At 71.2% G+C, this 26430-nt stretch carries 28 protein-coding genes; 15 read left to right on the top strand and 13 right to left on the bottom strand.

Going from position 1 to position 26430, the window contains the following annotated elements:
- Window positions 1-16: 16 nt before the first annotated feature.
- Window positions 17-937, top strand: a complete 921-nt coding sequence (locus tag ACFYWJ_RS18320; protein ID WP_355275638.1) for a MerR family transcriptional regulator — start codon at window positions 17-19, stop codon at window positions 935-937.
- Here the strand turns inward: ACFYWJ_RS18320 and ACFYWJ_RS18315 are convergent.
- Together ACFYWJ_RS18315 and ACFYWJ_RS18310 are read right to left on the bottom strand one after the other, a co-directional pair.
- Window positions 934-1431, bottom strand: a complete 498-nt coding sequence (locus tag ACFYWJ_RS18315; RefSeq protein ID WP_355275639.1) for an NUDIX domain-containing protein — start codon at window positions 1429-1431, stop codon at window positions 934-936. The two genes, ACFYWJ_RS18320 and ACFYWJ_RS18315, sit on opposite strands and share 4 nt — an antisense overlap.
- 59 nt (window positions 1432-1490) lie before the next feature.
- Entirely contained in the window at window positions 1491-1781 is a 291-nt protein-coding gene (locus tag ACFYWJ_RS18310; protein WP_355275641.1) for a GNAT family N-acetyltransferase, read from the bottom strand.
- Between the two features lie 65 nt (window positions 1782-1846).
- Between ACFYWJ_RS18310 and ACFYWJ_RS18305 the strand changes: the two genes are divergently transcribed.
- Window positions 1847-2293 carry a TetR family transcriptional regulator gene (locus ACFYWJ_RS18305; RefSeq protein ID WP_355275643.1) on the top strand — a complete coding sequence of 149 codons (447 nt, stop codon included), beginning with the start codon at window positions 1847-1849 and terminating at the stop codon, window positions 2291-2293.
- Window positions 2294-2517: 224 nt separating this feature from the next.
- On the opposite strand, the gene hutH is transcribed toward ACFYWJ_RS18305, so the two are convergent.
- On the bottom strand, window positions 2518-4092 hold the full coding sequence (gene hutH / locus ACFYWJ_RS18300) for a histidine ammonia-lyase (RefSeq protein ID WP_355275645.1): 1575 nt from the start codon (window positions 4090-4092) through the stop codon (window positions 2518-2520).
- A 41-nt stretch (window positions 4093-4133) separates the two neighbouring features.
- Window positions 4134-5546: an amino acid permease gene (locus tag ACFYWJ_RS18295; protein WP_355275647.1), complete on the bottom strand. Its 1413-nt coding sequence runs from the start codon at window positions 5544-5546 to the stop codon at window positions 4134-4136.
- A gap of 246 nt (window positions 5547-5792) precedes the next feature.
- On the opposite strand from ACFYWJ_RS18295, the gene ACFYWJ_RS18290 reads away from it, so the two are divergent.
- From ACFYWJ_RS18290 to ACFYWJ_RS18260, 7 genes are all read left to right on the top strand, one after another.
- The gene (locus ACFYWJ_RS18290; RefSeq protein ID WP_355276002.1) at window positions 5793-7229 is read left to right on the top strand and encodes a cytosine permease; all 1437 of its coding nucleotides are present in this window, start codon (window positions 5793-5795) and stop codon (window positions 7227-7229) included.
- A gap of 13 nt (window positions 7230-7242) precedes the next feature.
- The gene (gene hutI / locus ACFYWJ_RS18285; protein ID WP_355275648.1) at window positions 7243-8418 is read left to right on the top strand and encodes an imidazolonepropionase; all 1176 of its coding nucleotides are present in this window, start codon (window positions 7243-7245) and stop codon (window positions 8416-8418) included.
- Window positions 8419-8428: 10 nt separating this feature from the next.
- Complete coding sequence (gene hutG / locus ACFYWJ_RS18280; protein ID WP_355275650.1) at window positions 8429-9343, top strand: formimidoylglutamase; 915 nt, start codon at window positions 8429-8431, stop codon at window positions 9341-9343.
- Window positions 9344-9541: 198 nt separating this feature from the next.
- On the top strand, window positions 9542-10552 hold the full coding sequence (locus tag ACFYWJ_RS18275) for an iron ABC transporter permease (protein ID WP_355275652.1): 1011 nt from the start codon (window positions 9542-9544) through the stop codon (window positions 10550-10552).
- Complete coding sequence (locus ACFYWJ_RS18270) at window positions 10549-11568, top strand: iron ABC transporter permease (protein WP_355275654.1); 1020 nt, start codon at window positions 10549-10551, stop codon at window positions 11566-11568. The genes ACFYWJ_RS18275 and ACFYWJ_RS18270 overlap by 4 nt, the downstream gene beginning before the upstream one ends.
- Complete coding sequence (locus tag ACFYWJ_RS18265) at window positions 11565-12377, top strand: ABC transporter ATP-binding protein (protein WP_355275656.1); 813 nt, start codon at window positions 11565-11567, stop codon at window positions 12375-12377. The genes ACFYWJ_RS18270 and ACFYWJ_RS18265 overlap by 4 nt, the downstream gene beginning before the upstream one ends.
- Window positions 12378-12438: 61 nt before the next feature.
- Window positions 12439-13455 carry an iron-siderophore ABC transporter substrate-binding protein gene (locus ACFYWJ_RS18260; protein ID WP_355275657.1) on the top strand — a complete coding sequence of 339 codons (1017 nt, stop codon included), beginning with the start codon at window positions 12439-12441 and terminating at the stop codon, window positions 13453-13455.
- 10 nt (window positions 13456-13465) lie between these two features.
- Here ACFYWJ_RS18260 and ACFYWJ_RS18255 read toward each other — a convergent pair whose 3' ends face one another.
- The 3 genes from ACFYWJ_RS18255 to ACFYWJ_RS18245 are packed head-to-tail and all read right to left on the bottom strand — an operon-like array spanning window position 13466 to window position 15494.
- Complete coding sequence (locus tag ACFYWJ_RS18255; RefSeq protein WP_355275659.1) at window positions 13466-14749, bottom strand: ArsB/NhaD family transporter; 1284 nt, start codon at window positions 14747-14749, stop codon at window positions 13466-13468.
- A 10-nt stretch (window positions 14750-14759) separates the two neighbouring features.
- Complete coding sequence (locus ACFYWJ_RS18250) at window positions 14760-15197, bottom strand: CBS domain-containing protein (RefSeq protein ID WP_355275661.1); 438 nt, start codon at window positions 15195-15197, stop codon at window positions 14760-14762.
- 27 nt (window positions 15198-15224) lie between these two features.
- Window positions 15225-15494: a hypothetical protein gene (locus tag ACFYWJ_RS18245; protein WP_355275663.1), complete on the bottom strand. Its 270-nt coding sequence runs from the start codon at window positions 15492-15494 to the stop codon at window positions 15225-15227.
- A gap of 181 nt (window positions 15495-15675) precedes the next feature.
- Here ACFYWJ_RS18245 and ACFYWJ_RS18240 point away from each other — a divergent pair, with 181 nt between their 5' ends.
- Entirely contained in the window at window positions 15676-16662 is a 987-nt protein-coding gene (locus ACFYWJ_RS18240) for a histidine kinase (protein ID WP_355275665.1), read from the top strand.
- The gene (locus tag ACFYWJ_RS18235; protein ID WP_355275667.1) at window positions 16659-17312 is read left to right on the top strand and encodes a response regulator transcription factor; all 654 of its coding nucleotides are present in this window, start codon (window positions 16659-16661) and stop codon (window positions 17310-17312) included. Before ACFYWJ_RS18240 ends, ACFYWJ_RS18235 begins: the two co-directional genes overlap by 4 nt.
- Window positions 17313-17362: 50 nt before the next feature.
- Here ACFYWJ_RS18235 and ACFYWJ_RS18230 read toward each other — a convergent pair whose 3' ends face one another.
- The 4 genes from ACFYWJ_RS18230 to ACFYWJ_RS18215 are packed head-to-tail and all read right to left on the bottom strand — an operon-like array spanning window position 17363 to window position 20246.
- Window positions 17363-18562 (bottom strand): cation:proton antiporter, encoded by a 1200-nt coding sequence (locus ACFYWJ_RS18230; protein ID WP_355275669.1) that lies wholly within the window; start codon window positions 18560-18562, stop codon window positions 17363-17365.
- 5 nt (window positions 18563-18567) lie between these two features.
- Window positions 18568-19050 carry a TrkA C-terminal domain-containing protein gene (locus tag ACFYWJ_RS18225; protein ID WP_355275671.1) on the bottom strand — a complete coding sequence of 161 codons (483 nt, stop codon included), beginning with the start codon at window positions 19048-19050 and terminating at the stop codon, window positions 18568-18570.
- Window positions 19051-19110: 60 nt separating this feature from the next.
- Complete coding sequence (locus ACFYWJ_RS18220) at window positions 19111-19590, bottom strand: TrkA C-terminal domain-containing protein (RefSeq protein WP_355275672.1); 480 nt, start codon at window positions 19588-19590, stop codon at window positions 19111-19113.
- A 56-nt stretch (window positions 19591-19646) separates the two neighbouring features.
- Window positions 19647-20246, bottom strand: coding sequence for a DUF1345 domain-containing protein (locus ACFYWJ_RS18215; RefSeq protein ID WP_355275674.1), 600 nt, complete (start codon window positions 20244-20246; stop codon window positions 19647-19649).
- Between the two features lie 99 nt (window positions 20247-20345).
- Here ACFYWJ_RS18215 and ACFYWJ_RS18210 point away from each other — a divergent pair, with 99 nt between their 5' ends.
- Genes ACFYWJ_RS18210 through ACFYWJ_RS18200 form a run of 3 tightly spaced genes read left to right on the top strand, consistent with a single transcriptional unit; the run spans window position 20346 to window position 24163 of the window.
- Window positions 20346-20966, top strand: a complete 621-nt coding sequence (locus tag ACFYWJ_RS18210) for a TetR/AcrR family transcriptional regulator (protein ID WP_355275676.1) — start codon at window positions 20346-20348, stop codon at window positions 20964-20966.
- A gap of 18 nt (window positions 20967-20984) precedes the next feature.
- The gene (locus tag ACFYWJ_RS18205; protein WP_355275677.1) at window positions 20985-22445 is read left to right on the top strand and encodes a flavin monoamine oxidase family protein; all 1461 of its coding nucleotides are present in this window, start codon (window positions 20985-20987) and stop codon (window positions 22443-22445) included.
- Window positions 22442-24163, top strand: coding sequence for an aldehyde dehydrogenase family protein (locus ACFYWJ_RS18200; protein ID WP_355275679.1), 1722 nt, complete (start codon window positions 22442-22444; stop codon window positions 24161-24163). The genes ACFYWJ_RS18205 and ACFYWJ_RS18200 overlap by 4 nt, the downstream gene beginning before the upstream one ends.
- Before the next feature lie 5 nt (window positions 24164-24168).
- On the opposite strand, the gene ACFYWJ_RS18195 is transcribed toward ACFYWJ_RS18200, so the two are convergent.
- The gene (locus ACFYWJ_RS18195; RefSeq protein WP_355275681.1) at window positions 24169-24696 is read right to left on the bottom strand and encodes a pyridoxamine 5'-phosphate oxidase family protein; all 528 of its coding nucleotides are present in this window, start codon (window positions 24694-24696) and stop codon (window positions 24169-24171) included.
- A gap of 182 nt (window positions 24697-24878) precedes the next feature.
- Here ACFYWJ_RS18195 and ACFYWJ_RS18190 point away from each other — a divergent pair, with 182 nt between their 5' ends.
- Complete coding sequence (locus ACFYWJ_RS18190; protein ID WP_355275683.1) at window positions 24879-25214, top strand: STAS domain-containing protein; 336 nt, start codon at window positions 24879-24881, stop codon at window positions 25212-25214.
- Window positions 25215-25282: 68 nt separating this feature from the next.
- Here the strand turns inward: ACFYWJ_RS18190 and ACFYWJ_RS18185 are convergent, their stop codons facing one another.
- A complete protein-coding gene (locus tag ACFYWJ_RS18185) occupies window positions 25283-26320 on the bottom strand; it encodes an LLM class F420-dependent oxidoreductase (RefSeq protein ID WP_355275685.1) in 1038 nt (345 codons plus the stop codon).
- Between the last annotated feature and the right edge of the window lie 110 nt (window positions 26321-26430).

Below are 26430 nucleotides of genomic sequence, written 5' to 3'. Positions count from 1 at the left end.
GGAGGTTCAAGGGATTGTGACGGACGACACAGGCTTGCTGATCAGCATCGGGGAACTGGCTCGCAGCACCGGATTCCCGGTGCGCACGATCCGGTTCTATTGCGACGAGGGCATTCTCGAAGCTCGGCGCAGCCCGGGCGGACACCGGCTGTTCGAGGCCGACGGCGCGACCGAGCGGTTGCTGCTGATCCGGCGACTGCGCGCGTTCGGGCTCGGGTTGGAGTCGATCACCGGGGTGCTGCGCGGGGAACGATCGATCGACGAGGCCGTCGCCGCCGAAAGTGCGCGGGTCGAGCGCGAATTCCGGTCGGTGGCGTGGCGGCGGGCCTCCCTGCGGGCGGTCGGGTCGGCCGACCCCGCGCAGCGAGCCGACCGGCTGGCCCTCTTGGCCGCCGCCCAGGACGGCGGTGCCCTCCACGACGATCTCGTGCGGTTCTGGCGGCGGATCCTCGCCCCGATCGACCGGCACGAGGTCGACCGCTATGTGGGCTGGAATGTCCCCGAGCCGCCCGCCGACCCCACAGTCGACGAGGTTGTCGCCTATGCCGAACTGGCCGCCCTCGTGGCCGATCGCACGATGACCGGCGCAGTGCGACAATACCTCTGGTGGCACCAGCCGGACCTGATCCGCGACCCTCAGGGCCTGTACGCCGACGTGGCGGACGCCTTGACGGACGTGGTGGCCCGGGTCGCGAACAACGTCCGGCCACGACGCGGCAGCGAACTCGACCGTTTCGTCGAGGCCCACGCCGATGCCCGAGGACTCCGCGATTCCCCGGCCTTCCGCGAACATCTGCTGGCCGACACCCCCGACCACCGCATCGACCGCTACTGGACACTGACCGCCCAGCTCGTCGGCGACCGGGTCACCGTCGGCCGCGCGATCGACTGGGTGCGTGGCGCGCTGGTCGACTCGACGGGTGCGGCGGCCTGCTAGGCGTCGAGGGTGATCGGTTCGGCGGGTGGGCCTTTCAGCAGGAGGTCGGCCAGGCGGGTGGGTAGGTCACCGGGGACGACGCGGTCGGGGTTGGCGGCGAGGTCAGTCAGGGTCCACCAGCGGTGGCCGGTGACGGTGGCGCGTTCGACCTCGGTGAAACCGGAGGTGTCGATGTCGAAGGCGGGGACGCGGGCGAGGAAGTAGCGTTCGCGGCAGTCGTAAGTGGTGCCGCCCCAGGTGGCGTAGGCGCGGCGGCGCCAGACTTCGGGACCGACGACGAGGTCGGTGAGGCCGGTTTCCTCGTGTGCCTCTCGGGCCGCGGTCTGCTGCGGTGTCTCGCCGTCTTCGGTACCGCCGCCGATCGGATACCAGAAGGTGTGGCCGTCGGCTTCGTCGGTGCCGGAGAACAGCAGGAGCCGGTCGTGCTCGTCGAGCAGGACCAGCCGGATGGAGTGCCGGACAGTCGGTTCGCGGCGATCGGTCGTCGGAGGCACGGTGATTCCTGTTCTGTCGACGAGCGGGATCACCTCCAGCATGCCCGATCGCGAGCGAGCTATCGGCTCGCGGCGATCGGGGTGAGGTTCAGGGTCCAGTGCTGGCCGAGGACGTCGTGGCCGAAGCCGGGGTGGGGGTCTTCGGTGGTCAGGGTGAAGCCGGCGGATTCGTAGATGCGGCGGGCCGCGGACTGGGCGTCGGTGGTCCACAGGGTGATTCGCCGGTAGCCGGAGTCGGTCGCGAAGGCGATGACCGTGTGCACCAGGTCGGAGCCGAGGCCGAGGCCGCGGGCCGCGGGGGTGACCAGGAGGGTGCGTAGTTTCGCCACGCCGGGTTCGGTGCCGCGCACGCAGAAGACGCAGCCGGCGCGGCGGCCCGCTCGCGACCGCCATCGGGTCCAGTCCCCGGGTCCTGATGTTCCTGTTCGGCAACAAGGACGGCCTGGTCCGGGCCTTGCTCGCCCGGGCAAGGGCCGACGAACTGACCCTCCTCGACGCCCTGACCAGCCACCCCACTCCCCCGGACCTCGCCGCCGCGGTCGACCAGGTCTGGCGCTGGCTGTCCGCGCCCGCCCACCACCCGCTCCTGCGCCTGTGGACCGAGGCCTACGCCCGCTCCCTGGTCGACCCCGACGGCCCCTGGACCGGCTTCGCCCGCACCACCGTCGACGACTGGCTCGACCTCCTCGCCCGCTTCCAACCCCCGGCCCACCGGGACACCCCCACCGCCCGCACCACCCGCACCCTCGCCCTGTCAGTCCTGCGCGGCGCCCTCCTCGACCTCCTCGCCACCGGCGACGAACCTCGCGCGAGCGCCGCCGTCCAGCACCACATCACCACGCTCCGCAGCACCCCCGACTAGCGGTCTCACGGGCCAGTTCGGCGGCACCGCGCCCCGGCGAGGAGACGGCCGCGAGAAACGTCACGCTCGGTACCGCGCGGCGCCCTCGCCCACCGACCCGATCCGTCACAGTCACGTCGAGCCCGTTCCCGGCGAACGGGTTCGACGTCGCGGGCACGAATCACTGCGCACCGGAACAGCACTGGGGCCCTGCGAACCCGCAGGGCCCCAGTTCGTGAGCGGGTTCAGCCCAGGGGGCCGGTGACGGATTCGGCGGCGGTGAGGAGGGTGCCGGAGGTGGCGAGGTGGTAGGCGGCGTCGATTTCGGGGGCGAGGTAGCGGTCGGGGCCGGGGCCGGGGACCTGGGTGCGGAGGGCGTCGCGGACGGCGGCGGTGGCGGGGGCCGGGGTGAGGGGGGCGCGCAGGTCCAGGGCACGGGCGGCGGTGAGGGCCTCGATGGCGAGGACGCGGGTGAGGCCGTCGATGGCGCGGCGGAGTTTGCGGGCGGCCGACCAGCCCATGGAGACGTGGTCCTCCTGCATGGCCGAGGACGGGATCGAGTCGACCGAGGCGGGGGCCGCCAGGCGCTTGAGTTCGGAGACGATGGCGGCCTGGGTGTACTGGGCGATCATGTGACCGCTGTCGACGCCGGGATCATCGGCAAGGAACGGGGGCAGGCCGTGGTTGCGGGCCTTGTCCAGGAAGCGGTCGGTGCGGCGTTCGCTGATGCTGGCGACATCGGCCACGACGATCGCCAGGAAGTCCAGGACGTAGGCGACGGGGGCGCCGTGGAAGTTGCCGTTGGATTCGACGCGGCCGTCGAGGGTGACGACGGGATTGTCCACGGCACTGGCCAATTCGTAGCCGGCGACGCGTTCGGCGTGGGCCAGGGTGTCGCGCGCGCCACCGGCCACCTGCGGGGCGCAGCGCAGCGAGTAGGCGTCCTGGACCACCGTGCAGTCGGGGGTCGCGTGGCTGGCGACGATCGCCGAATCGGCCAGCAGGCGGGTCATATTGGCGGCGGCGACGGCCTGTCCTGGCTGGGGCCGCAGCGCTTGCAGATCGGCGGCGAAGACCTTGTCGGTGCCGAGCAGACCCTCCACGCTCATGGCCGCGGTGACATCGGCCAGGCGCAGCAGCTGGCGCAGGTCGTGGCAGGCGAGCACCAGCATGCCGAGCATGCCGTCGGTGCCGTTGATCAGCGCCAGCCCCTCCTTCTCCTCCAGCTCGACCGGCTCGATGCCCGCGGCGGCCAATGCCTCGGCGGCGGGGAGCAATTCGCCGTCGGCGTCGCGCACCGTGCCCTCGCCGAGGACGGCCAGTGCCACGTGCGCCAGCGGCGCGAGGTCGCCGGAACAGCCGAGGCTGCCGTACTCGTAGACCACCGGGGTGATCCCCGCCGACAGCAGCGCGGCGTAAGTCTCGGCGACCACCGGACGCACGCCGGTCCGGCCGGTGGCCAATGTCGACAGCCGCAGCAGCATCAGCGCGCGCACCACCTCCCGCTCCACCTCGGCACCCGACCCGGCCGCGTGCGAGCGAACCAGGCTGCGCTGCAACTGTTTACGCAGCTCCAGCGGGATGTGCCTGACGGCGAGGGCACCGAAGCCGGTGGACACGCCGTAGACCGGCTTGGGGTCGGCCGCCAGCGCCTCGATCCGCCTGCGGCTCGTGCCGATCGCGGCGAGTGCCTCCGCCGACAGCCGCACCGCGGCGCCGTCCCTGGCGACCCGCACCACGTCCAGGGGCGCCGCCGGCCCCGTGCCGACGACGACCGGTTCCACCGCGACCGGTGCGGTCCGGCCCGAGTCGATGCTCACTATGTTTTCTCCATTCCGAACGATGTGCGGGACCAGGTTTCTCAGGCGATGTCGGCGACGGGATCCGGCGCCGCGACCGGTTCGGGCGCCTCCGGCGCCGGGGCCGGACGGACCCAGAGCCGGTAGGCCACCCACAGCAGGACCAGCCAGACCGCGCCGACGACCAGCGCCACCCGGCTGTCGGCGTCGAAGGCGATCACCGCGATCACGAACACCAGGAAACCGATGGTGATCAGCTGGCCGTAGGGCCACAGCGGGACCGGGAACTTCAGCGCGGCGACCTCGGCGGCCGACATCCGCTGCCGCGAGCGGTACTGCGAGAACAGGATCATCAACCAGACGAAGATGGTCGCGAAGGTGGCGATCGAGGCGATCACCAGGAACACCTTGTCCGGGATCAGGTAGTTGAGCAGCACGCCGACCAGCAGGGTGACGGTCATGATGACCACCGTCATCCACGGCACGCCGTTGCGCGAGACCCGCCGCATGACCGCGGGCGCCTGACCGCGCTGGGCCATGCCGTACATCATCCGGCCCGCGCCGAAGATGTCGCTGTTGATGGCCGAGAGGGCCGCGGTGATCACCACGACGTTCAGCACGGCGGCCGCGGGGCCGAGGCCCAGGCTCTGGAAGATCTGCACGAACGGGCTGCCCTCGTCGCCGATGGTCTGCCACGGATTGATCGCCATGATCACCGCGAGGGTGAGGACGTAGAACAGGATGATCCGGACCGGCACCGTGTTGATCGCGCGCGGGATGGTGCGCTGCGGGTCCTCGGCCTCGCCCGCGGTGATGCCGATGATCTCGGTACCGCCGAAGGCGAACATGACGATCGCGAAGCAGGCGACGAAGCCGCCGAAGCCGGTCGGGAAGAAGCCGCCGTCGGCCCACAGGTTCTGCACGCCGCCGCTGGTGTCGTGGATGCCGAAGCCGAAGATCAGGATGGCGATGCCGCCGGCGATCATGGCCACGATGGCGACGATCTTGACCAGGCTGAACCAGAACTCGACCTCGCCGAACACCTTCACGCTGAGCAGGTTGATCGCGCCGATGAAGAAGATGATCGACAGCACCCAGATCCACCGGGGCACGTCGGGGAACCAGAAGCCCATGTAGACACCGAACGCGGTGACGTCGGCCAGACAGACGATGAGCATCTCGAAGGTGTAGGTCCAGCCGGTCACGAAGCCGGCCAGCGGGCCGAGGTGCTTGCTGGCGTACTCGCCGAACGAACCGGAGACCGGGTTGCTCACCGCCATCTCGCCGAGGGCGCGCAGCACGATGTAGATCGCGGCGCCGCCGATCAGGTAGGCGAGCAGCACCGACGGGCCCGCCCGGTGGATGGCCTCCGCCGAGCCGTAGAACAGGCCGGTGCCGATGGCCGAGCCGAGCGCGATGAAACGGATGTGACGCGCGGTGAGTCCGCGCGTCAGCACAGCAACGGGCTTGTTCAAACCATTCTCCCGGGATCGGAAAGGCGCACGGATCGGGTGATACCCGGCGGATTCGCCTGTGGGGCCGGTCACAACGACCGCTACATGTATAAACCTGTATATACAGCTCTGTCAACGCACGGCCGGTCGCCGGGCAGCCTAGCGCTTGACGTACCTGTCTATACAGGCATATACATATCGGACGTGATCCAGCGCACACGCGCCGGTCCCACGCTCGACGGCGTCACCGCAGAAAGACAGGCCGCTATGACCAGCTCCGGCAGTTCCGAGGACCTCCTCACCCCCGAACGCCGCACCATCGACGTCGTCCCCGACAGCGAACGGCACGGCACGCCGCGCAGTCAGTTCACCCTCTGGTTCGGGGCGAACATGCAGATCACGGCGGTCGTCGACGGCGCGCTGGCGGTGGTGTTCGGCGCCGACGCGCTGTGGGCGATCGTCGGGCTGCTGCTCGGCAACGTCTTCGGCGGCGTGGTGATGGCGCTGCACTCCGCGCAGGGCCCGCGGATGGGGTTGCCGCAGATGATCTCGAGCCGGGCGCAGTTCGGGGTCAAGGGCGCGGTCGTGCCGCTGGTGCTGGTGATCCTGATGTACCTGGGCTTCGCGGCGACCGGCACCGTGCTGGCCGGGCAGGCGGTGAACAACATGCTGCACGTGGACAACCCCGTGATCGGCATCGTGATCTTCGGCGCGCTGACGGCGTTCGTCGCGGTCACCGGATATCGGCTGATCCACGTCGTCGGGCGGATCGCGACCGTGATCGGGATCGTCGGCTTCACCTATCTGACGGTGCGGCTGTTCGCCGAGTACCCGGTCGGCGACTTCGTCGGGGTGATCGGCTTCGACATCGTCACCTTCCTGCTCGCCATCTCGCTCGGCGCGGGCTGGCAGCTGACCTTCGGCCCGTACGTCGCCGACTACTCCCGCTACCTGCCGCGCAGCACCAGCGAGCGCACCACCTTCTGGTCGACGTTCCTCGGCAGTGTGCTCGGCTCGCAGTGGGCGATGACCTTCGGCGCGCTGGTGGCCGCGGTCGCGGGCAAGGCCTTCCTCGCCGACCAGGTCGGGTTCCTCGGGCACCTGGCCGGGCCCGCCGTGCTCGCGTTCTGCGTGTACCTGGTGATCGTGGTGGGCAAGCTGACGGTCAACGTGCTCAACGCCTACGGCGGGTTCATGTCCATCCTGACCACCGTCACCGCGTTCGACGGGCGCTCGCAGATCTCCACCCGTGCCCGCACGCTCTACATCGTCGGGTTCGTCGGAGTGTCGATGGTGATCGCGATCGCCGCCAGCGCGGACTTCCTGAACAATTTCAAGAACTTCGTGCTCGTGCTGCTGATGGTGTTCACGCCGTGGAGCGCGATCAACCTGATCGACTACTACCTGATCTCGAAGGAACGGGTCGACCTGCCCGCGCTCTACGACCCGCACGGCCGCTACGGCGCCTGGAACGTGCCCGCGCTGGCCTGCTACGGCCTCGGCGTGGTGGCCCAGATCCCGTTCCTGGCGCAGAAGCTCTACACCGGTCCGATCACGGATCTGCTCGGCGGCGCCGACATCTCCTGGATCGTCGGCATCGTGTTCACCGCGGCGATCTACTACCCGGTCGCGCGCCGCACCGCCCACCCGCCCGCGCGGATGATCTACCCCGCGCACACCGACATGATCGACACCCGCACCTAGGAGGACTCCCCCAGTGCCCACCACCGCACTGACCGGCATCGGCGCCCTGGTCACCAACGACCCCGCCCTGGGTGACGGCCCGCTCGGCCTGCGCCGCGACGCCGCCGTCGTCTTCGACGACGCGACGGTGGTGTGGGTCGGCGACAGCGCCGCCGCGCCCGCCGCCGACACCGGCGTCGACCTCGGCGGGCGCGCCGTGCTGCCCGGCTTCGTCGAGACCCATTCCCACCTGGTGTTCGCGGGCGACCGAGCCGAGGAGTTCGCGGCCAGGATGGCCGGGCGCCCGTACGGCGCCGGCGGCATCCGCACCACCATCGCGGCCACCCGCGCGGCGACCGACGAGCAGCTCGCCGCGAACGTGGCGCGGCTGATGGACGAGTCGCTGCGCGCGGGCAGCACCACGGTCGAATGCAAGAGCGGCTACGGCCAGACCGTGGCCGACGAACTGCGCAGCGTGCGGATCGCGGGCCGGTTCACCGACGAGGTGACCCTGCTCGCCGCGCACGTGCCGCCGCCGGAGTACGCCGGCCTCGCCGACGACTACGTCGCGATGGTGTGCGCCGAGATGATCCCGGCATGCGCGCCGCACGCCCGGTGGATCGATGTGTTCTGCGAGCAGGGCGCGTTCGACCGCGACCAGGCGCACGCCGTGCTCTCGGCGGGCATCGCGCACGGCCTGGTGCCGCGGGTGCACGGCAACCAGCTGCACCAGGGTCCCGGGGTGCGGCTGGCGGTGGAACTCGGTGCCGCGTCGGTGGATCACGTGACGCATGTGACCGCCGCCGATATCGACGCCCTGGCGGGCAGCGAGACCGTGGCCACGCTGCTGCCGGGCGCCGACTTCTGCACCCGCAACAGCTATCCCGACGCGCGGGCCCTGCTCGACGCCGGCGTCACCGTGGCGCTGGGCGCGGACTGCAATCCCGGCACGAGCTACACGACGAGCCTGCCGTTCTGTATCGCGCTGGCCGTGCGTGACCTGCACATGACGCCCGACGAAGCCGTCTGGGCGGCGACCGCGGGCGGCGCGCGGGCGTTGCGCCGCACCGATGTCGGCGCGCTGACGCCCGGTGCGCGCGCCGACGCGATCGCGCTGGACGCGCCCTCCCACCTGCACCTGGCCTACCGCCCCGGTGTCCCGCTGATCGACCGGGTGTGGCGCGCGGGCGCGCTCGCCGCGACGAAATGAGGTCTGCCCGATGACATCCGCATGGACCGGCCGGATCGACGGCACCACGCCCGAGCACCTGCGCTGGCATCAGGCCGTGGCACCCTACGCGCCGGGCACCGACCCCGGTGCGTGCGTGTTCGTCGGCTTCGCCAGTGACGAAGGGGTGCGGCGCAACAAGGGCAGGACGGGCGCGGCCCGGGGCCCGGAGGCATTGCGCCGCGCGCTGTCGCCGATGGCCCTCGGCGCACCGCTGCGCGCCTACGACGCGGGCACCGTCGCGGTCACCGACGGCCGGCTCGAAGACGGCCAGCGCCTGCTCGGCGCGACGGTGTCGGACCTGCTGGACGCGGGCGCTTTCCCGGTCGTGCTCGGCGGCGGGCACGAGGTCGCCTACGGCACCTATCTCGGGGTGGCCGGCGCGGCGCGGCGCACACCCGGCACCGTCGTCGGAATCCTCAACCTGGACGCGCATTTCGACCTGCGCCCCGATCCCGTGCCCAGCTCGGGGACGCCGTTCCGGCAGATCCTCGACCAGGATCCCGACGTGCGGTACGCGGTGCTCGGGATCAGCCAGCCCAGCAACACCACGATCCTGTTCGACACCGCCGATCGGTTCGGTGTGCGGTACCTGCTCGACGACGACTGCGCGCCGGACCGCGCCGCCGCGTTCGTGGCGGAGTTCCTGGCGGGGATCGATCTGCTCTACCTGACCATCGATCTCGACGTCCTGCCCGCCGCGGTCGCACCGGGCGTCAGCGCGCCCGCCGCGTTCGGCGTGCCGCTGCCGACGATCCAGGCCGTCTGCGACCAGGTCACCGCCAGTGGCAAACTCGCCGTCGCCGATGTCGCCGAACTCAATCCGGACCTCGATATCGACCAGCGCACCGCGCGGACCGCGGCCCGGCTGCTGCACCGTCTGGTCACCCGGCACGTCCGCGGCTGAGATCGACGATCTTGCGCAATAAGGCTTGCCTACCCTAAAGTCTGCCGCGATCCGGTTCGCAACCTTCGCATCTCGGCGGTGGTGACGACCGCGCCGTCGTCCCGCACCCGCCCGCCGACCGATCCGCATGCACCACAGCGTCTTCCGCCTGCCCGACGGCCAGGTGCGCTCGGTCGTGCGCGATGAGGAATGCCCACCGTGTCCACTCCCGCTCTGCGCAGTCCGGCGCTGCGCAATCTCGCGCTCGTCGCGCTCGGTGCCGCCGCGCTGGCGCTGTGCGTCGTGCTGAGCCTCGCGCTCGGCTCGCGGTCGGTGCCCGTCGGCACCGTCGTCGACGCCATCCTCGGCCACGGCACCGATCGCGACGCGGCGGTGGTCACCGGAATGCGGTGGCCGCGCACGGTGGTCGGACTGGTGGTCGGGGCGGCGCTGGGGCTGGCGGGCGCCATCGTGCAGGGGGTCAGCCGCAACCCGCTGGCCGCGCCGACGACGCTCGGCATCAACGCGGGCGCGGCGCTCGCGGTGGTCACCGCCATCTACGCGCTGGGCCTGAGCCAGCCGGGACAGTACGTCTGGTTCGCCTTCGCCGGTGCCGCCGTCGCGGCGGCGACCACCCTCGCGCTCGGCCGCCGGGCCGGTGACCTGGACCCGATCCGGCTGGTGCTGGGCGGCACCGTCGTGCAGCTGGTGCTGGCCTCGTGGACCTCGGCGGTCCTGCTCTTCAGCGAGCGCACCCTCGACGAGGCCCGGTTCTGGCTGGTCGGTTCGATCGCGGGACGCGAACTGTCGGTGCTGGTTCCGCTGCTGCCGCTGTTCGCGGTCGGCGCCGTCGTCGGGCTGGCGATCACCGCCGGGCTCAACGCGCTGGCCCTCGGCGACGAGGCGGCCGAGGCGCTGGGCGTGCCGGTCACCCGGATCCGGGTCGCGGGCATGGTGGCCGTCGTCCTGCTCGCCGGGGCCGCGGTGGCCGTGGCGGGGCCGATCGCGTTCATCGGGCTCGCGGCGCCGCATCTGGTGCGCCTGGTCGCGGGCACCGACCACCGGGTGCTGGTGCCCGGCTGCCTGCTCGCCGGGCCGCTGTTGCTGCTGAGCGCCGACATCGTCGGCCGGATGATCATGCGCCCGACCGAGGTGGAAGTCGGCATCGTCACGGCATTCCTCGGCGCCCCGCTGCTGGCGGTCCTCGCGACGCGGAAGGTACGCCGATGACCACCCTGACGACCTCGACGACCACGCGGGTCCGGCTGCTCGCCGTGGTCCTGGCCGTCGCGCTGCTCGCGCTCGTGACCATCGCGCTGGCCACCGGCGAGGTGCCGATGGACGCGATCACCGCGCTGCGGGCCGCGGTCGGCCTCGGCGATCGCGGTGACGTGTACGTGGTGCAGGAGTTCCGGGCGCCCCGGATCGCGGCCGGGGTCGTCGCGGGCGCGGGCCTGGCCGTCGCGGGCGGCGTGCTGCAACGGCTGTTCCGCAATCCGCTCGCCTCCCCCGACGTGATCGGTGTGACCGGCGGCGCCTCGCTCGGCGCGGTGGTCGTGCTGGCCGCGGGCGCGAGTCAGTTCTCGATTCCGCTCGCCGCGCTGGCGGGCGGCATGGTGGCCGCGGTCGCCCTCGGCGCGATCGGCTGGCGCTCGCAGCTGTCCACGGCCCGGCTCGTGCTGGTCGGCCTGGCGATCCAAGCCGGGCTCGCCGCCGCGGTGAATCTGGTGATCGTGCGCTTCCCCCGGGAACTGGCCGGCTCGGCGATGCACTGGACCGCCGGGTCGCTCTACGGCCGGACCTGGCCGGAGGTCACCGGCGCGGCCCTCGGCTCCGTCGTCGTGCTGGTGGCGCTGGTCGTGCAGTACCGCACCCTGGCGGTGCTCGATCTCGGGGACGACTCGGCGGGCGGACTCGGGGTCGGCGTCTCCGGCGCGCGGCTGCGGCTGCTGTGCACCGCCGTGGCGCTGGCCGCGCTGGCGGTGGCCATCTCCGGGCCGATCGTGTTCGTCGCGCTGGCGGTGCCGCAGCTGGTGCGGCTGCTGTGCGGGCCGCCGACGGCGGCGACCCTCGCCGTCACCGGACTGGCGGGCGCGACCCTGCTCACCGCCGCCGACTTCGTCGCGCAGAACCTGCTGCCGGTGCGGGGACTGCCGGTCGGCGTCGTCACCACGACCGTCGGCGCACCGTGGCTGCTGTGGCTGCTCGTGCGCGACAGCAACCCGGCGAACCGGAGGAACGCATGACCGAGCGACCGAGCAACGAACTCGCCACCCGCGCACTGGCGCTGCGCTACGGCGAGCGCACCGTGATCGACGGGCTCGACCTGGTGCTGCCCGGGCACGCCGTCACCGCGATCGTCGGCCCCAACGCCTGCGGCAAGTCGACGCTGCTGCGCGGCCTGACCCGGTTGCTGCGTCCGGCGGGCGGCACCGTCACCCTCGACGGCGCCGACATCCACCGGATGTCGGCGCGCACCCTGGCCCTGCGGCTGGGCCTGCTCCCCCAGCAGCCGATCACCCCCGAGGCGATCACCGTCGAAGCGCTGGTGCGCCTGGGCCGCTACCCGCACCAGAAGGTGCTGCGGCCGTGGTCGGCGAGTGATCAGGCGGCGGTCGAGGAGGCCATGGCGCGCACCGGCACCACGGCGCTGCGCGACCTGCCCGTCGACCAGCTCTCCGGCGGCCAGCGCCAGCGTGCCTGGATCGCCCTGGCACTCGCCCAGGACACCGATCTGCTGCTGCTCGACGAGCCGACCACCTTCCTGGATCTGCGTCATCAACTCGACGTGCTCGATCTGGTCGCCGACCTCAACGCCGACGCGGGCCGCACGGTGATCATGGTGCTGCACGATCTCGGCCAGGCCGCCCGCTACGCCGACCACCTGGTGGTCCTGCGCGACGGCGCGCTGGCCGCGGCCGGGCCGCCCGCCGAGGTCCTCGACGCCGACCTCGTGCGCACCGTCTTCGACGTCGAGTGCCGGGTGATCCCCGATCCGGAAACCGGGACCCCCCTGGTGGTTCCGCTGGGCCGCGCCGCCCGCGCCCGCGTCTGACCTCCCGCCCCGGCGACCCCGTTCCGGGTCGCCCTGTCCCCCACCAGAAATGAGGACCGTCATGTCCCTTCGACGTCTCCGCGCCCGCGGAGTCCGCCGGGCAGGCACCGTGGCCGCGGGCGCGCTGCTCGCGCTCGGCACGCTCGTCGGCTGCGGCACCGACACCGCCCCCACCGGCGGCGCGAACACCGCCGCCGACGCCGCGAGCTTCCCGCGCACCCTCGACACCGTCATGGGCCAGGTGACCATCCCGCGGGTCCCGCAGCGCGTGGTCGTCCTCGACACCGCCGAACTCGACTCGACCACCCTGCTCGGGGTGACGCCGGTCGGCGCGGTCATCCCGCACACCAAGACCGCGGGCGGCTTCCCCGACTACCTGAAGGCGGGCCTGGACGGCGTCACCGATGTCGGCCCGCTGCTGGAGCCGAACCTCGAGCGCATCGCCTCGCTGAAGCCCGATCTGATCCTGTCCTCGAAGATCCGGCACGAGAAGATCTACGACAAGCTCAGCGGCATCGCGCCGACCGTGTTCACCGAGACCACCGGTGGCCCGTGGAAGGCCAACCTGGCCGTGCACGGCAAGGCCCTCGGCCTGGACCAGCCCGCCGCCGACGCGCTGCGCAAGTACGAGGCCCGCGCGCGGGCGCTGGGTGCGGCGATCACGGCGAAGAACAACGGGACCGCGCCGTCTGCCTCGGTGGTCCGCTTCCTGGCCGGCCCGACCCGGCTGTACCTGACGCAGTCGTTCAGCGGTGTCGTGCTGACCGATGTCGGCCTGAACCGCCCGGACAACCAGGTCTCGACCGACGCCAAGAAGACCATGCTCGAGGTGAGCCCGGAACAGATCGACGGCGCCGACGCCGACCTGATCTTCGTCGCCACCATCGACGACCCGGGCAAGACGCCGAAGAACGCCGTCACCAGCGGCCCGGTGTGGCGCGATCTGGCCGCGGTGAAGAACGGCAAGGTGTTCGAGGTGCCGGACGAGACCTGGATGTCGGGTATCGGCGTGCAGGCGGCCCAGCGGATGCTGGCCGACATCGCCCAGGCCACCGGCGTGCCGCTGCCCGCCGAGTGAGCGCGCGGGATCAGAAGTAGCGCACCCAGACGTAGATCCAGGCCATCGTCGTGCTGAGCAGGGTGACCAGGATGCCGTATCGGGTGAACTGCCAGAAGGAGATGCGCTGGCCTGCGCGGGCGGCGATGCCGAGGGCGACGACGTTCGCGCTGGCCGCGACGGCGGTGCCGTTGCCGCCGAAGTCGGCGCCGAGGGCGAAGGCCCACCACAGCGATCGCCCGGTCTCGGGGTCGGGGGCACCGGCGACGATGTCCTCGACCACCGGCGCCATGGTGGCGGTGTAGGGGATGTTGTCGACGAAAGCCCCGAGCAGCGCGGACCCGAAGACCAGGGCGGTGGCGGCCAGGAAATAGTCGTCACCGACCAGGTCGATGGCGGCGGCGCCGATCGCCGCGATCACGCCGGTGTGCACGAGCCCGGCGACCATGACGAACAGGCCCATGAAGAACACCAGCGTCGGCCATTCCACCTCGTGCAGGATCTCGCCGATGTCCAGGCCCGAGACCAGCACCATGGTGCCCGCGCCGACCAGCGCGATCACCGAGGGCGCGACGTGCACGACGCTGTGCAGGCAGAATCCGACGATCACCCCTGCCAGCACGATCAGCGATCGGACCAGCAGTTTCGGGTCGCGGATCGCGCGGCGTTCCCGCAGGGCCATCACCGCGTCGACCGAACCGGGATCGGTGCGCAGCGCGGAGCGGAACAGCAGCCGGGTGAGCGCGACGAACACCACGAAGGTGAGCACGACGATCGGCGCCATGTGCACCAGGAAGTCGTTGAAGCTCAGCCCGGCCCGGCTGGCGATGATGATGTTGGGCGGGTCGCCGATCAGTGTCGCCGCGCCACCGATGTTGGCGGCCAGGACCTCGGCGATGAGGAACGGCTGCGCGGCGATGCCGAGCCTGCGGCACACCACCAGCGTCACCGGCGCCACCAGCATGATGATGGTGACGTTGTCGAGGAACGGCGAGGCCACCGCGGTGATCAGCATGAGCATGACCATCAGCCGATACGGGTTGCCGCGCGAGCGCTTGGCCGACCAGATCGCCAGGTAGTCGAACAGCCCGGTCTGCTTGACCACCCCGACGATGATCATCATCCCGAGCAGCAGGAAGATGACGTTCCAGTCGATGCCCTCGTGCGGCGAGAAGAACACCTCCTCGCCGGGGATCAACCCGAACACCGCCATCAGCCCCGCCGCGATGAGCACGGTCTTGACCTTGTCGGCCTTCTCCGTGGCGATGAAGAAGAAGGCGACCACGAAGATCAGGACGGCGAGGGCGGCGGCCATGGGTCGCGCCTCAGTCGCCGGGGCCGACGACGGCCAGGCTGGTCAGCAGCCGCTCCAGCGTGATCGCCCCGCACAGGGTGCGCGAGCGGTCGACCACGGCCAGCAGCGGACTGTGCTTGCGCGCCATCAGGATCGCGATCTCGAGCAGGGTCGCGTCCGGGGTGACGGTCGCCGGGGTCACCGCGCCGTCGGGCAGGCAGTCACCGACGGTGAGGCTGCCGGGTTCCTGCCAGAACAGGTCGGCGTGCACCTCGTCGATCGTGCGGACCAGCGACGGATCGCTCTGGTACGAGCCGGGGATCACCAGGCGCAGCACCTGGGTGCCGGGCAGCACGGCGACGGGCCGATCGGCCGCGTCGACGACGATCAGACCGGGCAGCCGGTTGACCACCATCAGCCGCACCGCCCGCGCGACCGGGTCGCTGGGCCGCACGGTCGGCAGGTTCATCGCGATGTCCCTGGCACGCACGACGGATCAGTCCCGGTCCGTGCTCAGGTGGTCGAGGCGCCGTTCGAGCCGGGCGAGCCGGTCGCGGACCGAACTGCTGTGCAGCAGTTCGGCGACCTGGTCGGCCTCGTCGGGCGCCAGCGCGATATCGGCGGCGGGCTCGTCGCTGCCGGGGGCGTAGGTGAGCAGGTGCCGGGTGCCGGTCGGTTCCGTCAGCAACGCGAAGCGGGTGCCGCGCCGGGTGCGGAAGCTGTGCAGCACGCCGGTGCCGGGGATCGTCGTGCGATCGGTGTCCATCGGCGAGCGGGTCCTTCCTGACCTGGTGGAATACGTCCACCACCGAGTCTCGGGCGCCGGGCGGGCCGCCACCATCGGCCGTGACACCCATTTCCCGGCGCCGCGGTATCGACCAGCCGGGCCGGGAATGGGTGCCGGACCCCATGGACAACAGAGGAGGCGCGCCAGCATGCTGGGTCGTATGAGCCGTTCAGCAGCCCGAACTCCGGTGACGGCCCTGTTCTGGCGGGTGTGCCTGCTCAACGGGGTCGTCTTCACCCTCGGCACGCTGGTCCTGGCGTTCTCCCCCGCCACCGTGTCGGCGCGGGTCCGGCTCACCGAGATCCCGGTGCTGCTGATCGGGCTGGCGGTGATCCTCACCGCCAACGCCATCGCGCTGCGCCGGAGCTTCGCCCCGCTCGACGAACTCGTCGCCTCGATGCGCCGGGTCGATCCGCCGCACCGCAGCGACCGGCTGGACCGGCACGCGAGCGGCGACTTCCACCACCTGATCGAGACGTTCAACGCCATGCTCGACCGGCTCGAGGCCGAGCGTTCAGTCGCCGGGGCCACCGCGCTGGCCGCCCAGGAGGGCGAGCGTCAGCGCATCGCCCGTGAGCTGCACGACGAGATCGGGCAGAGCCTGACCGTGGCGCTGCTGCGGCTCAAACGGGTGCTCGACCGGGCGCCCGCGCAGCTGCGCGAGGAGGTCGAGGAGGCGCAGGAGACGGTGCGCGGGTGCCTGGACGAGGTCCGCGGGATCGCCTCGCGGCTGCGCCCCGACGTGCTAGAGGATCTGGGACTGCACAGCGCGATCAACGCGTTGTGTCACGAATTCACCCGCACCGCGGCCATTCCCGTGCACCGGCAGCTGGACCCGGACATCTCCCGGCTGGACCCGAACGTCGAGCTGGTCTGCTACCGGATCGCCCAGGAGAGCCTGACCAATGTGCTGCGGCACGCGGGCGCCGACGAGGTCCATCTGCGGCTGACCCCGCGCGCTGGCACCGTGCTGCTGAGGGTCTCCGACAACGGGCGCGGCGGCGTCGTCCAGGACGGGGCGGGCATCCGCGGCATGCGCGAGCGCGCCATGCTGATCGACGCGACGCTGACCATCACCTCCCCGGTCGCCGGGGGCACCGCGGTCGAACTCGCCATCCCCGTGCGGCGGAACGGAGCACCGACATGAGCGCGCCGACCAGGATCCTGCTCGCCGACGACCACGCCCTGGTCCGCAGCGGCCTGCGGATGATCCTGGACAACGAACCGGACCTGCGCGTGGTCGCGGAGGCGGCCAACGGGTTCGACGCGGTGACCGCGCTCGCGCAGGACGGGATCGACCTGGTGATCCTCGACATCGCCATGCCACGGATGACCGGCATCCAGGCCGCCCGCGAGATCGCCCGCACCCGGCCGGGCGTGCGGATCCTGATGCTGTCGATGTACGACAACGAGCAGTACTTCTTCGAATCGCTGAAGGCGGGCGCCTCCGGCTACGTGCTCAAGTCGGTGGCCGACCGCGACCTGATCGAGGCGTGCCGGGCCACCATGCGCGGCGAGTCCTTCCTCTACCCGGGCGCGGTCACCGCCCTGGTGCGCGACTATCTCCAGCTGGCCCGGCAGGGCGCGACGCTGCCGGACGCGATCCTGACCCCGCGCGAGGAGGAGGTGCTCAAGCTCATCGCCGAGGGGCACTCGGCCCGCGACATCGCGGCCACCCTGGTGATCAGCGCGAAGACCGTCGACCGGCACCGGGCCAACATCCTGCAGAAACTGGGGCTGCGCGACCGGCTCGAGCTCACCCGATACGCGATCCGGGCCGGGCTGATCGAGCCGTGAGAACGCCGACGGCCCCCGCGCCGGACAGACGCGAGGGCCGACGACAGCGCTCACTCGGTGACCGGGTCCGCCCGCAGCGTCTGCTTGCGCGAGACGGTGACCCGCATGACCGGCTCCACGATGCGCGCCGCGATCGGGCCGATGATCGCCATCAGCAGCACGTAGGTCGTCGCCAGCGCGGCGAACTCGTCGGGCACCGCGCCCGCGGCCACGGCCAGACCGGCGATGACGATCGAGAACTCACCGCGCGCGACCAGCGCGGTACCGGCCCGCGCCCGGCCCAGCTGCGAGGCGCCCGCGCGTTTGGCCGCCCACCAGCCGGTGGCGATCTTGGTCGCGGTCGTCACCACGGCCAGCAGCACCGCCCACCCGAGCACCGGCGGAATCGTCCGCGGATCGGTGCTCAGACCGAACAGCACGAAGAACATGGCCGCGAACAGATCGCGCAGCGGCTCGAGGATCTTGGTGGCGTCGTGCGCCGTGGAATCGGAGATCGCGATACCGAGCAGGAACGCCCCGACCGCCGCCGACACCTGCACCGCCGAGGCCACCCCGGCCACCAGCAGCGCCGAACCGAGCAACTTGAGCAGGAAGATCTCCCGATCCTCGCTGGCCACGATCGCCGAGACGTACTTGCCGTAGCGCAGCGCGACGACGAGCACCACCGTCACCGCGACCAGCGCGATCCCCACCGTGGTCAGGCCGGCCACGAACCCGACGCCGGCCAGCACCGCGGTCAGCACCGGCAGGTAGATCGCCATCGCCAGGTCCTCGAACACCAGGATCGACAGGATCGTCGGCGTCTCGCGGTTGCCCAGCCTGCCCAGGTCGTTGAGCACCTTGGCGACGATGCCGGACGAGGAGATGTAGGTGACGCCCGCCATCGCGATCGCCCCGGTCGGACCCAATCCGAGCATGAGCGCGACGATCACCCCCGGCGTCGCGTTGAGCACCAGATCGAGCAGACCCGCCGTCCACGATTTGCGCATGCCGGTGACGAGTTCACCGGCGGTGTACTCCAAACCGAGCAGCAGAAGCAGCAGGACGACACCGATCTCGCTGGCGAGGTGGATGAAGTCCTCCACCTCGTGCAACTCGATCAGGCCGCCGGTGCCGAAGACCAGACCACCGAGCAGATAGAGCGGAATCGGCGAGAGGCCGACCTTCGCCGCGATCCGCCCGAGTACCCCCAACCCGAAGAACACCGCCCCCAACTGGATCAATGCCAGCGCGGTTCCCGTGAGCTGCACCGCGCTCAGCCGTCGGAGAGAATCGCGGCGGCGGCGTCGAGCCCGGCGTTGGTGCCGACCACGACGACCATGTCCCCACCGACGAACCCGAACTCGGGTCCGGGCGAGGCGTGTACCTGACCCGCCCGCAGGACCGCGACGATCGAGGCGAGGGTCCTGGTCCGCATCTCGGTCTCGCCCAGTCGCCGTCCGGCGTAGGGCGAGTTCGGCGGCACCGGCAGCGACCGGGTGCTCACGCCGTCGAGTTCGCGGTGCTCCTCGCGCAGTTGCGCCACCAACTGGGGCGCACCGAGCAGGCTCGCCAGCGTGCGCGCCTCGGTCTCGGACAGGGGCACCTGCACGGTCGTGTCCGGGTCGCCGACCTTGGTGAAGATCAGGTCGGTTCCGCCGTCCCGGTGGTCGACGACACCGATCCGGCGGTCCACCTTCGTCAGCGAAAACTCTTTCCGGACACCGATTCCCGGCAGGGAAGTCACATCTACATTCATTGGATCACCTAACCTCAGCTAGGCAATACCTTACCTTCTCTTTACCATTCGCACGGGGGCTCAGCCCTGGTCGAGCAACCTTCCAGCGGCGTCGAGGCCCTCGTCGGTGCCGACCACGACCACCAGATCACCGGCGATGAAGGTGAAATCCGTTCCGGGCGAGGGGGTCACGTCACCGGCGCGCACCACCGCGACGACCGAGGCCTTCGTGCGGGTGCGCATCGCGGTGTCGCGCAACGGACGACCGTCGAACGGGCTGCCCCGGTCGATCGCGAACTGCCTGGTCGAGAGCTCACCGACGACAGGGACATCCCGGCTCTTCTGCACCACCTGCGGCGCCCCGAGCAGCCCGGCCAGGACACCGATCTCGGTGCCGGACAGCGGAATCGAGGTGGTGGTGTCGTAGTCACCCGGCCGCGAGACCACCAGGTCGACCGAACCGTCGCGGTGCTCGATCACGCCGATCCGCCGGCGCGCCTCGACCAGCGGAAAGTCCTTGCACACGCCGATCCCCGGGAGAGGCGTCACATCGATGTTCACGCCCTCACAGTACGACGACTTCCGAATAACACCAGCCCTACCCCGTTACCCGGCGTTCACCCCGTGAGCCAGTCGATGGCGATGGCCACCACGGCCGCGTTGAAGAAGAAGCTGAGCACGCTGTGCGCGGTGACCCGCCTGCGCATCGAGCGGTTCACCACGGTCACGTCCGACACCGCGAACGAGGTGCCGATGGTGAAGGAGAAATAGACGAACTCGGCCAGCTCCGGCACCGCGCACTCGGGGAAGTCCAGTCCGCCGCCCGGGAAGTACGCGCGGGCGTAGATCTGGGCGAACGCGCTGTGCAGCAGCAGCCACGACGTGAGCACCGTGGCCGCCGACACCGCCTGCCGCACCGGCTGGTCGTCGCCCGCGATCAGGATCATGCCCGCGGTCAGGCCGGACCCGCTGGCCACCAGCGCCATCGTCGTCGCGTACCAGCGCGGACCGATCCACCCGGTGGTGAGATCGTCGGCGGGCGAGTCGGGCAGCTGCCTGCTCAGCAGTAGCCAGCCGGCCGCGACGTAGGCCAGCGCCAGCACGTTCCACACCACCAGGACGCCGATCCCCGACCCGCTCCAGGACAGCAGGAGCAGCCAGATCAGCCCGAGCACGGTCACGCTCAGTTCCAGTACCCACAGCAGCGTGCGACTCATGCCTGCCAGCTCTACCACGCGCCACCGGTTCCCGGCGGCGACACGGCCGACCCGCACCGTGAGAGAATTCGGTCCGTTGACCGAATTCAAGGAGTCGAGATGGTGTATGTCGAGGCGTCGGTCCGGCGCACCCAGCTGGTGAGCGCGGCCCGCAGCGCCCTGGAGCGCCACGGTGTGGCCGGGACGTCGCTGCGCGCGGTCGCCACCGAGGCCGAGGTGCCGCTCGGCACCCTGCAGTACGTGTTCCCGTCGAAGGAGCAGCTGCTGCGCGCGGTGATCGAGGACGTCGTCGACGAGATCGCGGCGGTGCTGGCCGAGACCACCGATCTGGAGCACGGCCTGGCGCACGCGATCCGGTCCGGCTTCACCCAGTTCTGGGAGCGCCTGGTGGTCGACCGGTCGGGCCTGCAGCTCATGCAGTACGAACTGGTCACCTACGCCCTGCGCACACCCGGCCAGGAAGCCCTCGCGCGCTGGCAGTACGAGCGCTACGGCAGCGTCGTGGCCGACTGGTGCCAGCAGGCCGCCCACCGCGCGGGCGAGACCTGCGCCGTGCCGTTCGCCCGGCTCGCCAGGGTCATGCTGGCGACCGTGGACGGGCTGATCGTGCAGTACGTGGCCGACCCCCATCAGGCCAGGGCCAGGGCCGACCTCGACGTCGCCATCGACATGTTCATCGCGCTGACCGGCGCGCGGGAGAGCACCACGCCCATCGATTGAAATTTTCCGGTCGCTTGTATGAATTGGGGGTTGCATGCCCCTCTGCCCGGCAGTAACCTCTGTCACAACAGTCATACAACCGACCGACTTTTAATCGAGGGCAGAGAAATGCAGCAGGTCGATGTCGCCGTGATCGGCGCCGGACTCGCGGGCTTGAGCGCGGCGCGCACGCTGGTCGCCGCGGGCAAGACCGTCGCCGTGCTGGAGGCACGCGATCGCGTGGGCGGACGGACCATGGGCGGTGCGCTGCGCAACGGGGTTCCGGTGGAACTGGGCGGTCAGTGGATCGGCCCGACCCAGGACGTCGTCGCCGAACTGGTCGCCGAGCTGGGCCTGTCGACCTTCGCGACCTTCGACGAGGGCGCGGGGCTGACCGTCGTCGACGGCGCCGTCATCCGGTACACCGACGAGACGTTCGGCCTCCCGGACGAGACGGCCGCCGAAGTGGGCCGGTTGTGGGTGGAGCTGGAGACCCTCGCCGCCTCGATCACCACCGACACGCCGTGGGAGACCGACGGCGCCGACGAATTCGACCGGCAGACGCTCGACACCTGGCTGTGCGCGAACACCGAGGACACCCTCGCCCGGCGCTTCTTCCGGCTGCTGGTACCTGCGCTGTTCTCGGCGGAGTCGCCCGAGATGTCGCTGCTGCACTTCCTGTTCTACCTCCGGTCGGGCACCAGCCTCGCCACCCTGGTCGCGACCACCGGCGGCGCGCAGGAACGCCGGGTGACCGGCGGCACCCACCTGATCAGCGAGCGGATCGCCGCCGAGCTGGGCGACGCGGTCCGGCTCGGCACGGTCGTGCGGACGATCCGGCAGGACGCCGACGGCGTCGTCGTCGAGTACGAGGGCGGCAGCGTCACGGCCGATCGGGTGATCGTCGCGGTGCCGCCGACGCTGGCGGGCCGGCTGCGCTACGTGCCGCCGCTGCCCGCCCTGCGCGACGGGCTCACCCAGCAGATGCCCGCCGGTTCGGTGATCAAGTTCCAGGTCGGCTACGAGACGCCGTTCTGGCGGGCCGACGGGCTCAACGGGTTCGCGCTCAGCGTCGACGACGCGTTCGGGCTCGTGCTGGACAACTCGCCGCAGGACGGTTCCTGTGGCGTGCTGGTCGGCTTCATCGAGGGCGCGCACGCTCGCACCGCCGCGCTGCTGACCGCCGAAGAACGGCGCGCACTCGTCGTCTCGGCGCTGGTGAAGTACTTCGGCCCGCGGGCCGCCGAACCGTTCGACCTGGTCGAACAGGATTGGAACGCCGAGGAATTCACCCGCGGCTGTTACGGCGGCCGCCTCGGCGCCGGCGTCTGGACCCAGTACGGCAGGGCCCTGGCCGCACCGATCGACCGGATCCACTGGGCCGGCGCGGAGACCGCCACGGTCTGGAACGGCTACATGGACGGCGCCGTCCGCTCCGGCTATCGCGCGGCCGACGAAGTGCTCACCGCCCACTCCCGAAGCGAGGATCGCAGCGCATGACGAACGACAACAGCACCGCCGCGTCGACCGGCATCGACGAGATCGTCCGCAGGCTCGGTGCGGGCGAGAAGACCTGGGCCGCGCTCCCCCTGGTGGCGCGCCGCGACCTGCTCCTGGAGGTCGGTGAGGCCGCGGCGGCGCAGGCCGCGGAGTGGGTCCGCGTCGCCGCCGCCGTCAAGCAGCTCGACCCGTCCTCGCCGCTGGTCGGCGAGGAATGGATCAGCGGACCGTACGCCCTGATCGGCTACACCCAGGCCCTCCAGGAGACCCTGCGCCGGCTGGCCGAGGGCTCGGACGTCCTGGCGGGCTACCGCCTCGGGACCGCGCCCGGCGATCGGCGCACCGTCCGCGTGCTGCCGGGCGGCCTCGCCGACCAGCTGCTGCTCAACGGCTACCAGGCGGAGGTGTGGACCACGCCCGGCACCACCGAAACGCAGCTGCGCGCGGGCATCGGACTCGGGCAGCGCACGCCGGAAGCCACCGACGGGGTGGCCCTGGTACTGGGCGCGGGCAACATCTTCTCGATCGCGCCCCTGGACGTGCTGCACCAGCTCTTCGCCGAGAACCGCACCGCCGTCCTGAAACTCAATCCGACGACCGACGCGCTGGCGCCGGTGTTCCGGGCGATCTTCGCCCCGCTGATCGAGCGCGACCTGGTGGAGATCGTCACCGGCGGACCCGAGGTCGGTGCCGCCCTGGCGTATCACCCCGGCATCACCGCCGTGCACATGACCGGCAGCGAGGCGACCCACGACGCCGTCGTCTGGGGCACCGGCGCGGCCGGGGCGGCGGCGAAGGCCGCGGGCACCCCGATCCTCGACAAGCCGATGACCAGCGAACTCGGCGGTGTCGCCCCCATCATCGTCGTGCCGGGCGAATGGTCGGCGGCCGATCTGCGCTTCCAGGCCGAACACGTGGCCACCCAGCGCCTGCACAACAGCGGCAGCAACTGCATCGCCGGGCAGATCGTCCTGCTCAGCGCGGACTGGGCGCAGAAGGACGAATTCCTCGCCGCCCTGCGCCGGGCACTGGCGACCGCGCCCGCCCGGCCCGCCTGGTACCCGGGCAGCGCCGACCGGGTGCGCTCCGCGCGGGAGCTGCACCCCACCGCCGAAAAAGTCGGCGGCACACCGGAACGCACCCTGCTGACCGGGCTCGACCTCGGCGATCCCGACGAATCCGCCTTCACCGCCGAGTATTTCGGCCCGGTACTCGGGGTGGCGGAGCTGCCGGGGACCGGCGCCGCGTTCCTCGACGCCGCGGTCGCCGCCGCCAACCACCGGCTGCACGGCACCCTGGGCGCCAACATCATCGCGCACCCCGGCACCATCAGGGCCCTCGGCGACCGGCTGCACCGGGCGGTGGCCGCCCTGCGCTACGGCACCATCGGCATCAACGCGTGGACCGGCGTCGGCTATCTGACCCCGCGCGCCACCTGGGGCGCCTTCCCCGGGCACACCCTCGACGACGTGCGCAGCGGCATCGGGGTGGTCCACAACGCCCTGCTCCTCGGCGGCGCCGAACGCACCGTCGTGACCGGGCCGTTCCGCCCGGCGCCGCGCTCGCTGCTGCACGGGGAGCTGTCGCTGTCGCCGGTGCCGCCGTGGTTCGTCACGAACCGGACCGCCGCGACCACCGGCCGCCTGCTCACCGGCTTCGTCGCCCGGCCGCGGTGGCGCAAGCTGCCCGCGCTGTTCGCCTCGGCCCTGCGCGGGTGAACCGGCTAGCGCTGGTCGAACCGCCAGCGGGTGGCGCCGTGCGGATCGGTCAGCGCGACGCCCACCGCGGCGTGGGTGGTGAACCGGTACAGGTACCACGGCGCCGGGCCTGCGCTCTGGGCGCTGAACGGCGCGGTGATCGCGTCGCCGTCGCGTTCGGCGGGCCAGCCGGTGTCGCGGTAGGCGGCGGTGACCCGATCGATCTCGGCGTGGTCGACGGTGCGCGCCGCGGTGCCCTCGACGACGAGGTCGACGTCGTCGGGGAACCGGAACGACAGGGTGCACGCGGGATTCGCGGCCAGGTACCGCGACTTGTGCGTGCCGGGGCCACTGGTGAAGTAGAAGTACTCGCCGACCAGCGTCGCGCCGATCCCCGCCGAATGCGGCCTGCCGTCGGGGCCGACGGTGCCGAGGAACTGGGCGGTCTCGAGGGCGGCGAGACCCTGCTCGATGGCGGTGGCCACCCGGCTCCACGGCAATTGGTCGTTGCCGTAGATGTTCAGATCGGTGGCGTCGACGGGATCGGGCAGCATCGGCACTCCTTCGTCGTGGCCCGCCGGGGCCCGTGGAGGACACGCAACTGGTGCCCGAGTATAGGCGCGAGCCCGGTCACGCAGGTCCGCCCGAACACGAACGGCTTGCGTATTCGGGCGAAGTTGTGTGTTGTTGAGTCGTGACCAACTCATCCGGAGACGCGTATCCACTCACGGACACGATGACCACCACGACGGCGGTACAGGACGGCGTCACGGTGCTCACGGTGACCGGCGAGGTCGATCTGGCGACGGCGCCCGCGCTGGACGCCGCGATCGAGGCGATCCTGGCCGACCGCCCGGCGGCGCTGGTGATCGACCTGACCGCGGTCGGGTTCCTCGCGTCGGCGGGCATGGCGACCCTGGTCGCCGCGCACCAGCGGGCCGGGGAGAACACCTCGATCGCGGTCGTCGCCGACGGGCCCGCCACCAGTCGTCAGCTCAAGATGACGAGCCTGGATCAGGTGTTCGCCATGCACACCACGCTGGCCGCCGCCCTGGCGTCGTTCACGTCCTGACCACACGACAAACGCGCCGCCGCCCGGAGAATCCCTCCGGGCGGCGGCGCGTTTCGTCGTCTACGCGGTCAGCAGAGGCCGCGCAGCTGCTCGATCAGCTTGATCCGGCCCGCGGCGTCCTCGGCCAGCGGCGTGACATTGAGCGTGGTGACGCCCGCCGCCGCCATGGCCGCGATGCGCTCCTTGACGAAGCTCTCCGGCCCGATCAGCGACACGTCGCGGACGAGGTCGTCCGGCACGGCCTGCGCGGCGGCCTGCTTGTCACCGGCCAGGTACAGCTCCTGGATGCGGTCGGCGGCGGCGCCGTAGCCGTACTTGGTGGCCAGCGTGTGATAGAAGTTCTTGCCCTTGGCGCCCATGCCGCCGATGTAGAGCGCCAGGTGCGGCTTGATGAACTCCAGCAGCGGGGTGACGTTCTCCCCGATCGCCAGCGGCGGACCCGCGAAGATCTCCAGGTCGCCCAGCGCCGGGTCGCGCTTGGCCTTGCCCGCGGCCAGCGCGTCGCCCCAGACGTCCTGCGCCTTCTCCGGCAGGAAGAAGATCGGCTGCCAGCCCTCGGCGACCTCGGCGGCCAGCTCCACGTTCTTCGGGCCCAGCGCGGCCAGCAGCACCGGAATGCGCTCGCGCACCGGACGATTGATCAGCTTGAGCTCTTTGCCCAGGCCGGTGCCGCGGTCGGCGGGCAGCGGGATCTGGTAGTACTTGCCCTGGTAGTTGAGCTTCTCGCGGCGCCAGACCTGGCGGCAGATCTCGACGAGTTCGCGGGTGCGGCCGATGGGGGCGTCGTAGGGCACACCGTGGAAGCCCTCGATGACCTGCGGGCCGGACGCGCCGATGCCCAGGATGAAGCGCCCGTCGGAGACGAAGTCCAGGCCGGCCGCGGTCATCGCGGTGAGGCTGGGGGTCCGGGTGTAGAGCTGCAGGATGCCCGAGGCCAGCTGCACGCGCTCGGTGCGGGCCGCCAGGAAACCCAGGGCGCTGACCGCGTCGAACGAGTACGCCTCCGGCACGAAGACGATGTCGAGTCCGGCGCGCTCCAGGTCGGCGACCTCGGCCGCGACCTCCTTGAACCCGCCCGAGTAGTTGATGCTCAATCCGATCCGCATGCCACCCAACATAGCCCCGCCGTCCCCGGCCACCCCGACCGGTCGGTCTGTCGTCGCAGGTGCTGGTCGGGCGGGGTAGGCGGGCGGGCACCCGGTAGCGTTGACAACGA

It is taken from the genome of Nocardia sp. NPDC003269 (assembly GCF_042888005.1).
Classification (GTDB): domain Bacteria; phylum Actinomycetota; class Actinomycetes; order Mycobacteriales; family Mycobacteriaceae; genus Nocardia.
The sequence above is the reverse complement of the archived record's forward strand: the minus strand, read 5'-3'. Positions and strand labels throughout refer to the sequence as shown.

Excerpts from the sequence above, each read along its gene's own strand:
- ACFYWJ_RS18305 (WP_355275643.1), top strand. The coding sequence starts at position 1,847 with ATGTTCCTGTTCGGCAACAAGGACGGCCTGGTCCGGGCCTTGCTCGCC.
- ACFYWJ_RS18290 (WP_355276002.1), top strand. The coding sequence starts at position 5,793 with ATGACCAGCTCCGGCAGTTCCGAGGACCTCCTCACCCCCGAACGCCGC.
- hutG (WP_355275650.1), top strand. The coding sequence starts at position 8,429 with ATGACATCCGCATGGACCGGCCGGATCGACGGCACCACGCCCGAGCAC.
- ACFYWJ_RS18270 (WP_355275654.1), top strand. The coding sequence starts at position 10,549 with ATGACCACCCTGACGACCTCGACGACCACGCGGGTCCGGCTGCTCGCC.
- ACFYWJ_RS18265 (WP_355275656.1), top strand. The coding sequence starts at position 11,565 with ATGACCGAGCGACCGAGCAACGAACTCGCCACCCGCGCACTGGCGCTG.
- ACFYWJ_RS18260 (WP_355275657.1), top strand. The coding sequence starts at position 12,439 with ATGTCCCTTCGACGTCTCCGCGCCCGCGGAGTCCGCCGGGCAGGCACC.
- ACFYWJ_RS18255 (WP_355275659.1), bottom strand. The coding sequence starts at position 14,749 with ATGGCCGCCGCCCTCGCCGTCCTGATCTTCGTGGTCGCCTTCTTCTTC.
- ACFYWJ_RS18250 (WP_355275661.1), bottom strand. The coding sequence starts at position 15,197 with ATGAACCTGCCGACCGTGCGGCCCAGCGACCCGGTCGCGCGGGCGGTG.
- ACFYWJ_RS18245 (WP_355275663.1), bottom strand. The coding sequence starts at position 15,494 with ATGGACACCGATCGCACGACGATCCCCGGCACCGGCGTGCTGCACAGC.
- ACFYWJ_RS18240 (WP_355275665.1), top strand. The coding sequence starts at position 15,676 with ATGAGCCGTTCAGCAGCCCGAACTCCGGTGACGGCCCTGTTCTGGCGG.
- ACFYWJ_RS18235 (WP_355275667.1), top strand. The coding sequence starts at position 16,659 with ATGAGCGCGCCGACCAGGATCCTGCTCGCCGACGACCACGCCCTGGTC.
- ACFYWJ_RS18225 (WP_355275671.1), bottom strand. The coding sequence starts at position 19,050 with ATGAATGTAGATGTGACTTCCCTGCCGGGAATCGGTGTCCGGAAAGAG.
- ACFYWJ_RS18215 (WP_355275674.1), bottom strand. The coding sequence starts at position 20,246 with ATGAGTCGCACGCTGCTGTGGGTACTGGAACTGAGCGTGACCGTGCTC.
- ACFYWJ_RS18210 (WP_355275676.1), top strand. The coding sequence starts at position 20,346 with ATGGTGTATGTCGAGGCGTCGGTCCGGCGCACCCAGCTGGTGAGCGCG.
- ACFYWJ_RS18205 (WP_355275677.1), top strand. The coding sequence starts at position 20,985 with ATGAATTGGGGGTTGCATGCCCCTCTGCCCGGCAGTAACCTCTGTCAC.
- ACFYWJ_RS18200 (WP_355275679.1), top strand. The coding sequence starts at position 22,442 with ATGACGAACGACAACAGCACCGCCGCGTCGACCGGCATCGACGAGATC.
- ACFYWJ_RS18195 (WP_355275681.1), bottom strand. The coding sequence starts at position 24,696 with ATGCTGCCCGATCCCGTCGACGCCACCGATCTGAACATCTACGGCAAC.
- ACFYWJ_RS18190 (WP_355275683.1), top strand. The coding sequence starts at position 24,879 with ATGACCACCACGACGGCGGTACAGGACGGCGTCACGGTGCTCACGGTG.
- ACFYWJ_RS18185 (WP_355275685.1), bottom strand. The coding sequence starts at position 26,320 with ATGCGGATCGGATTGAGCATCAACTACTCGGGCGGGTTCAAGGAGGTC.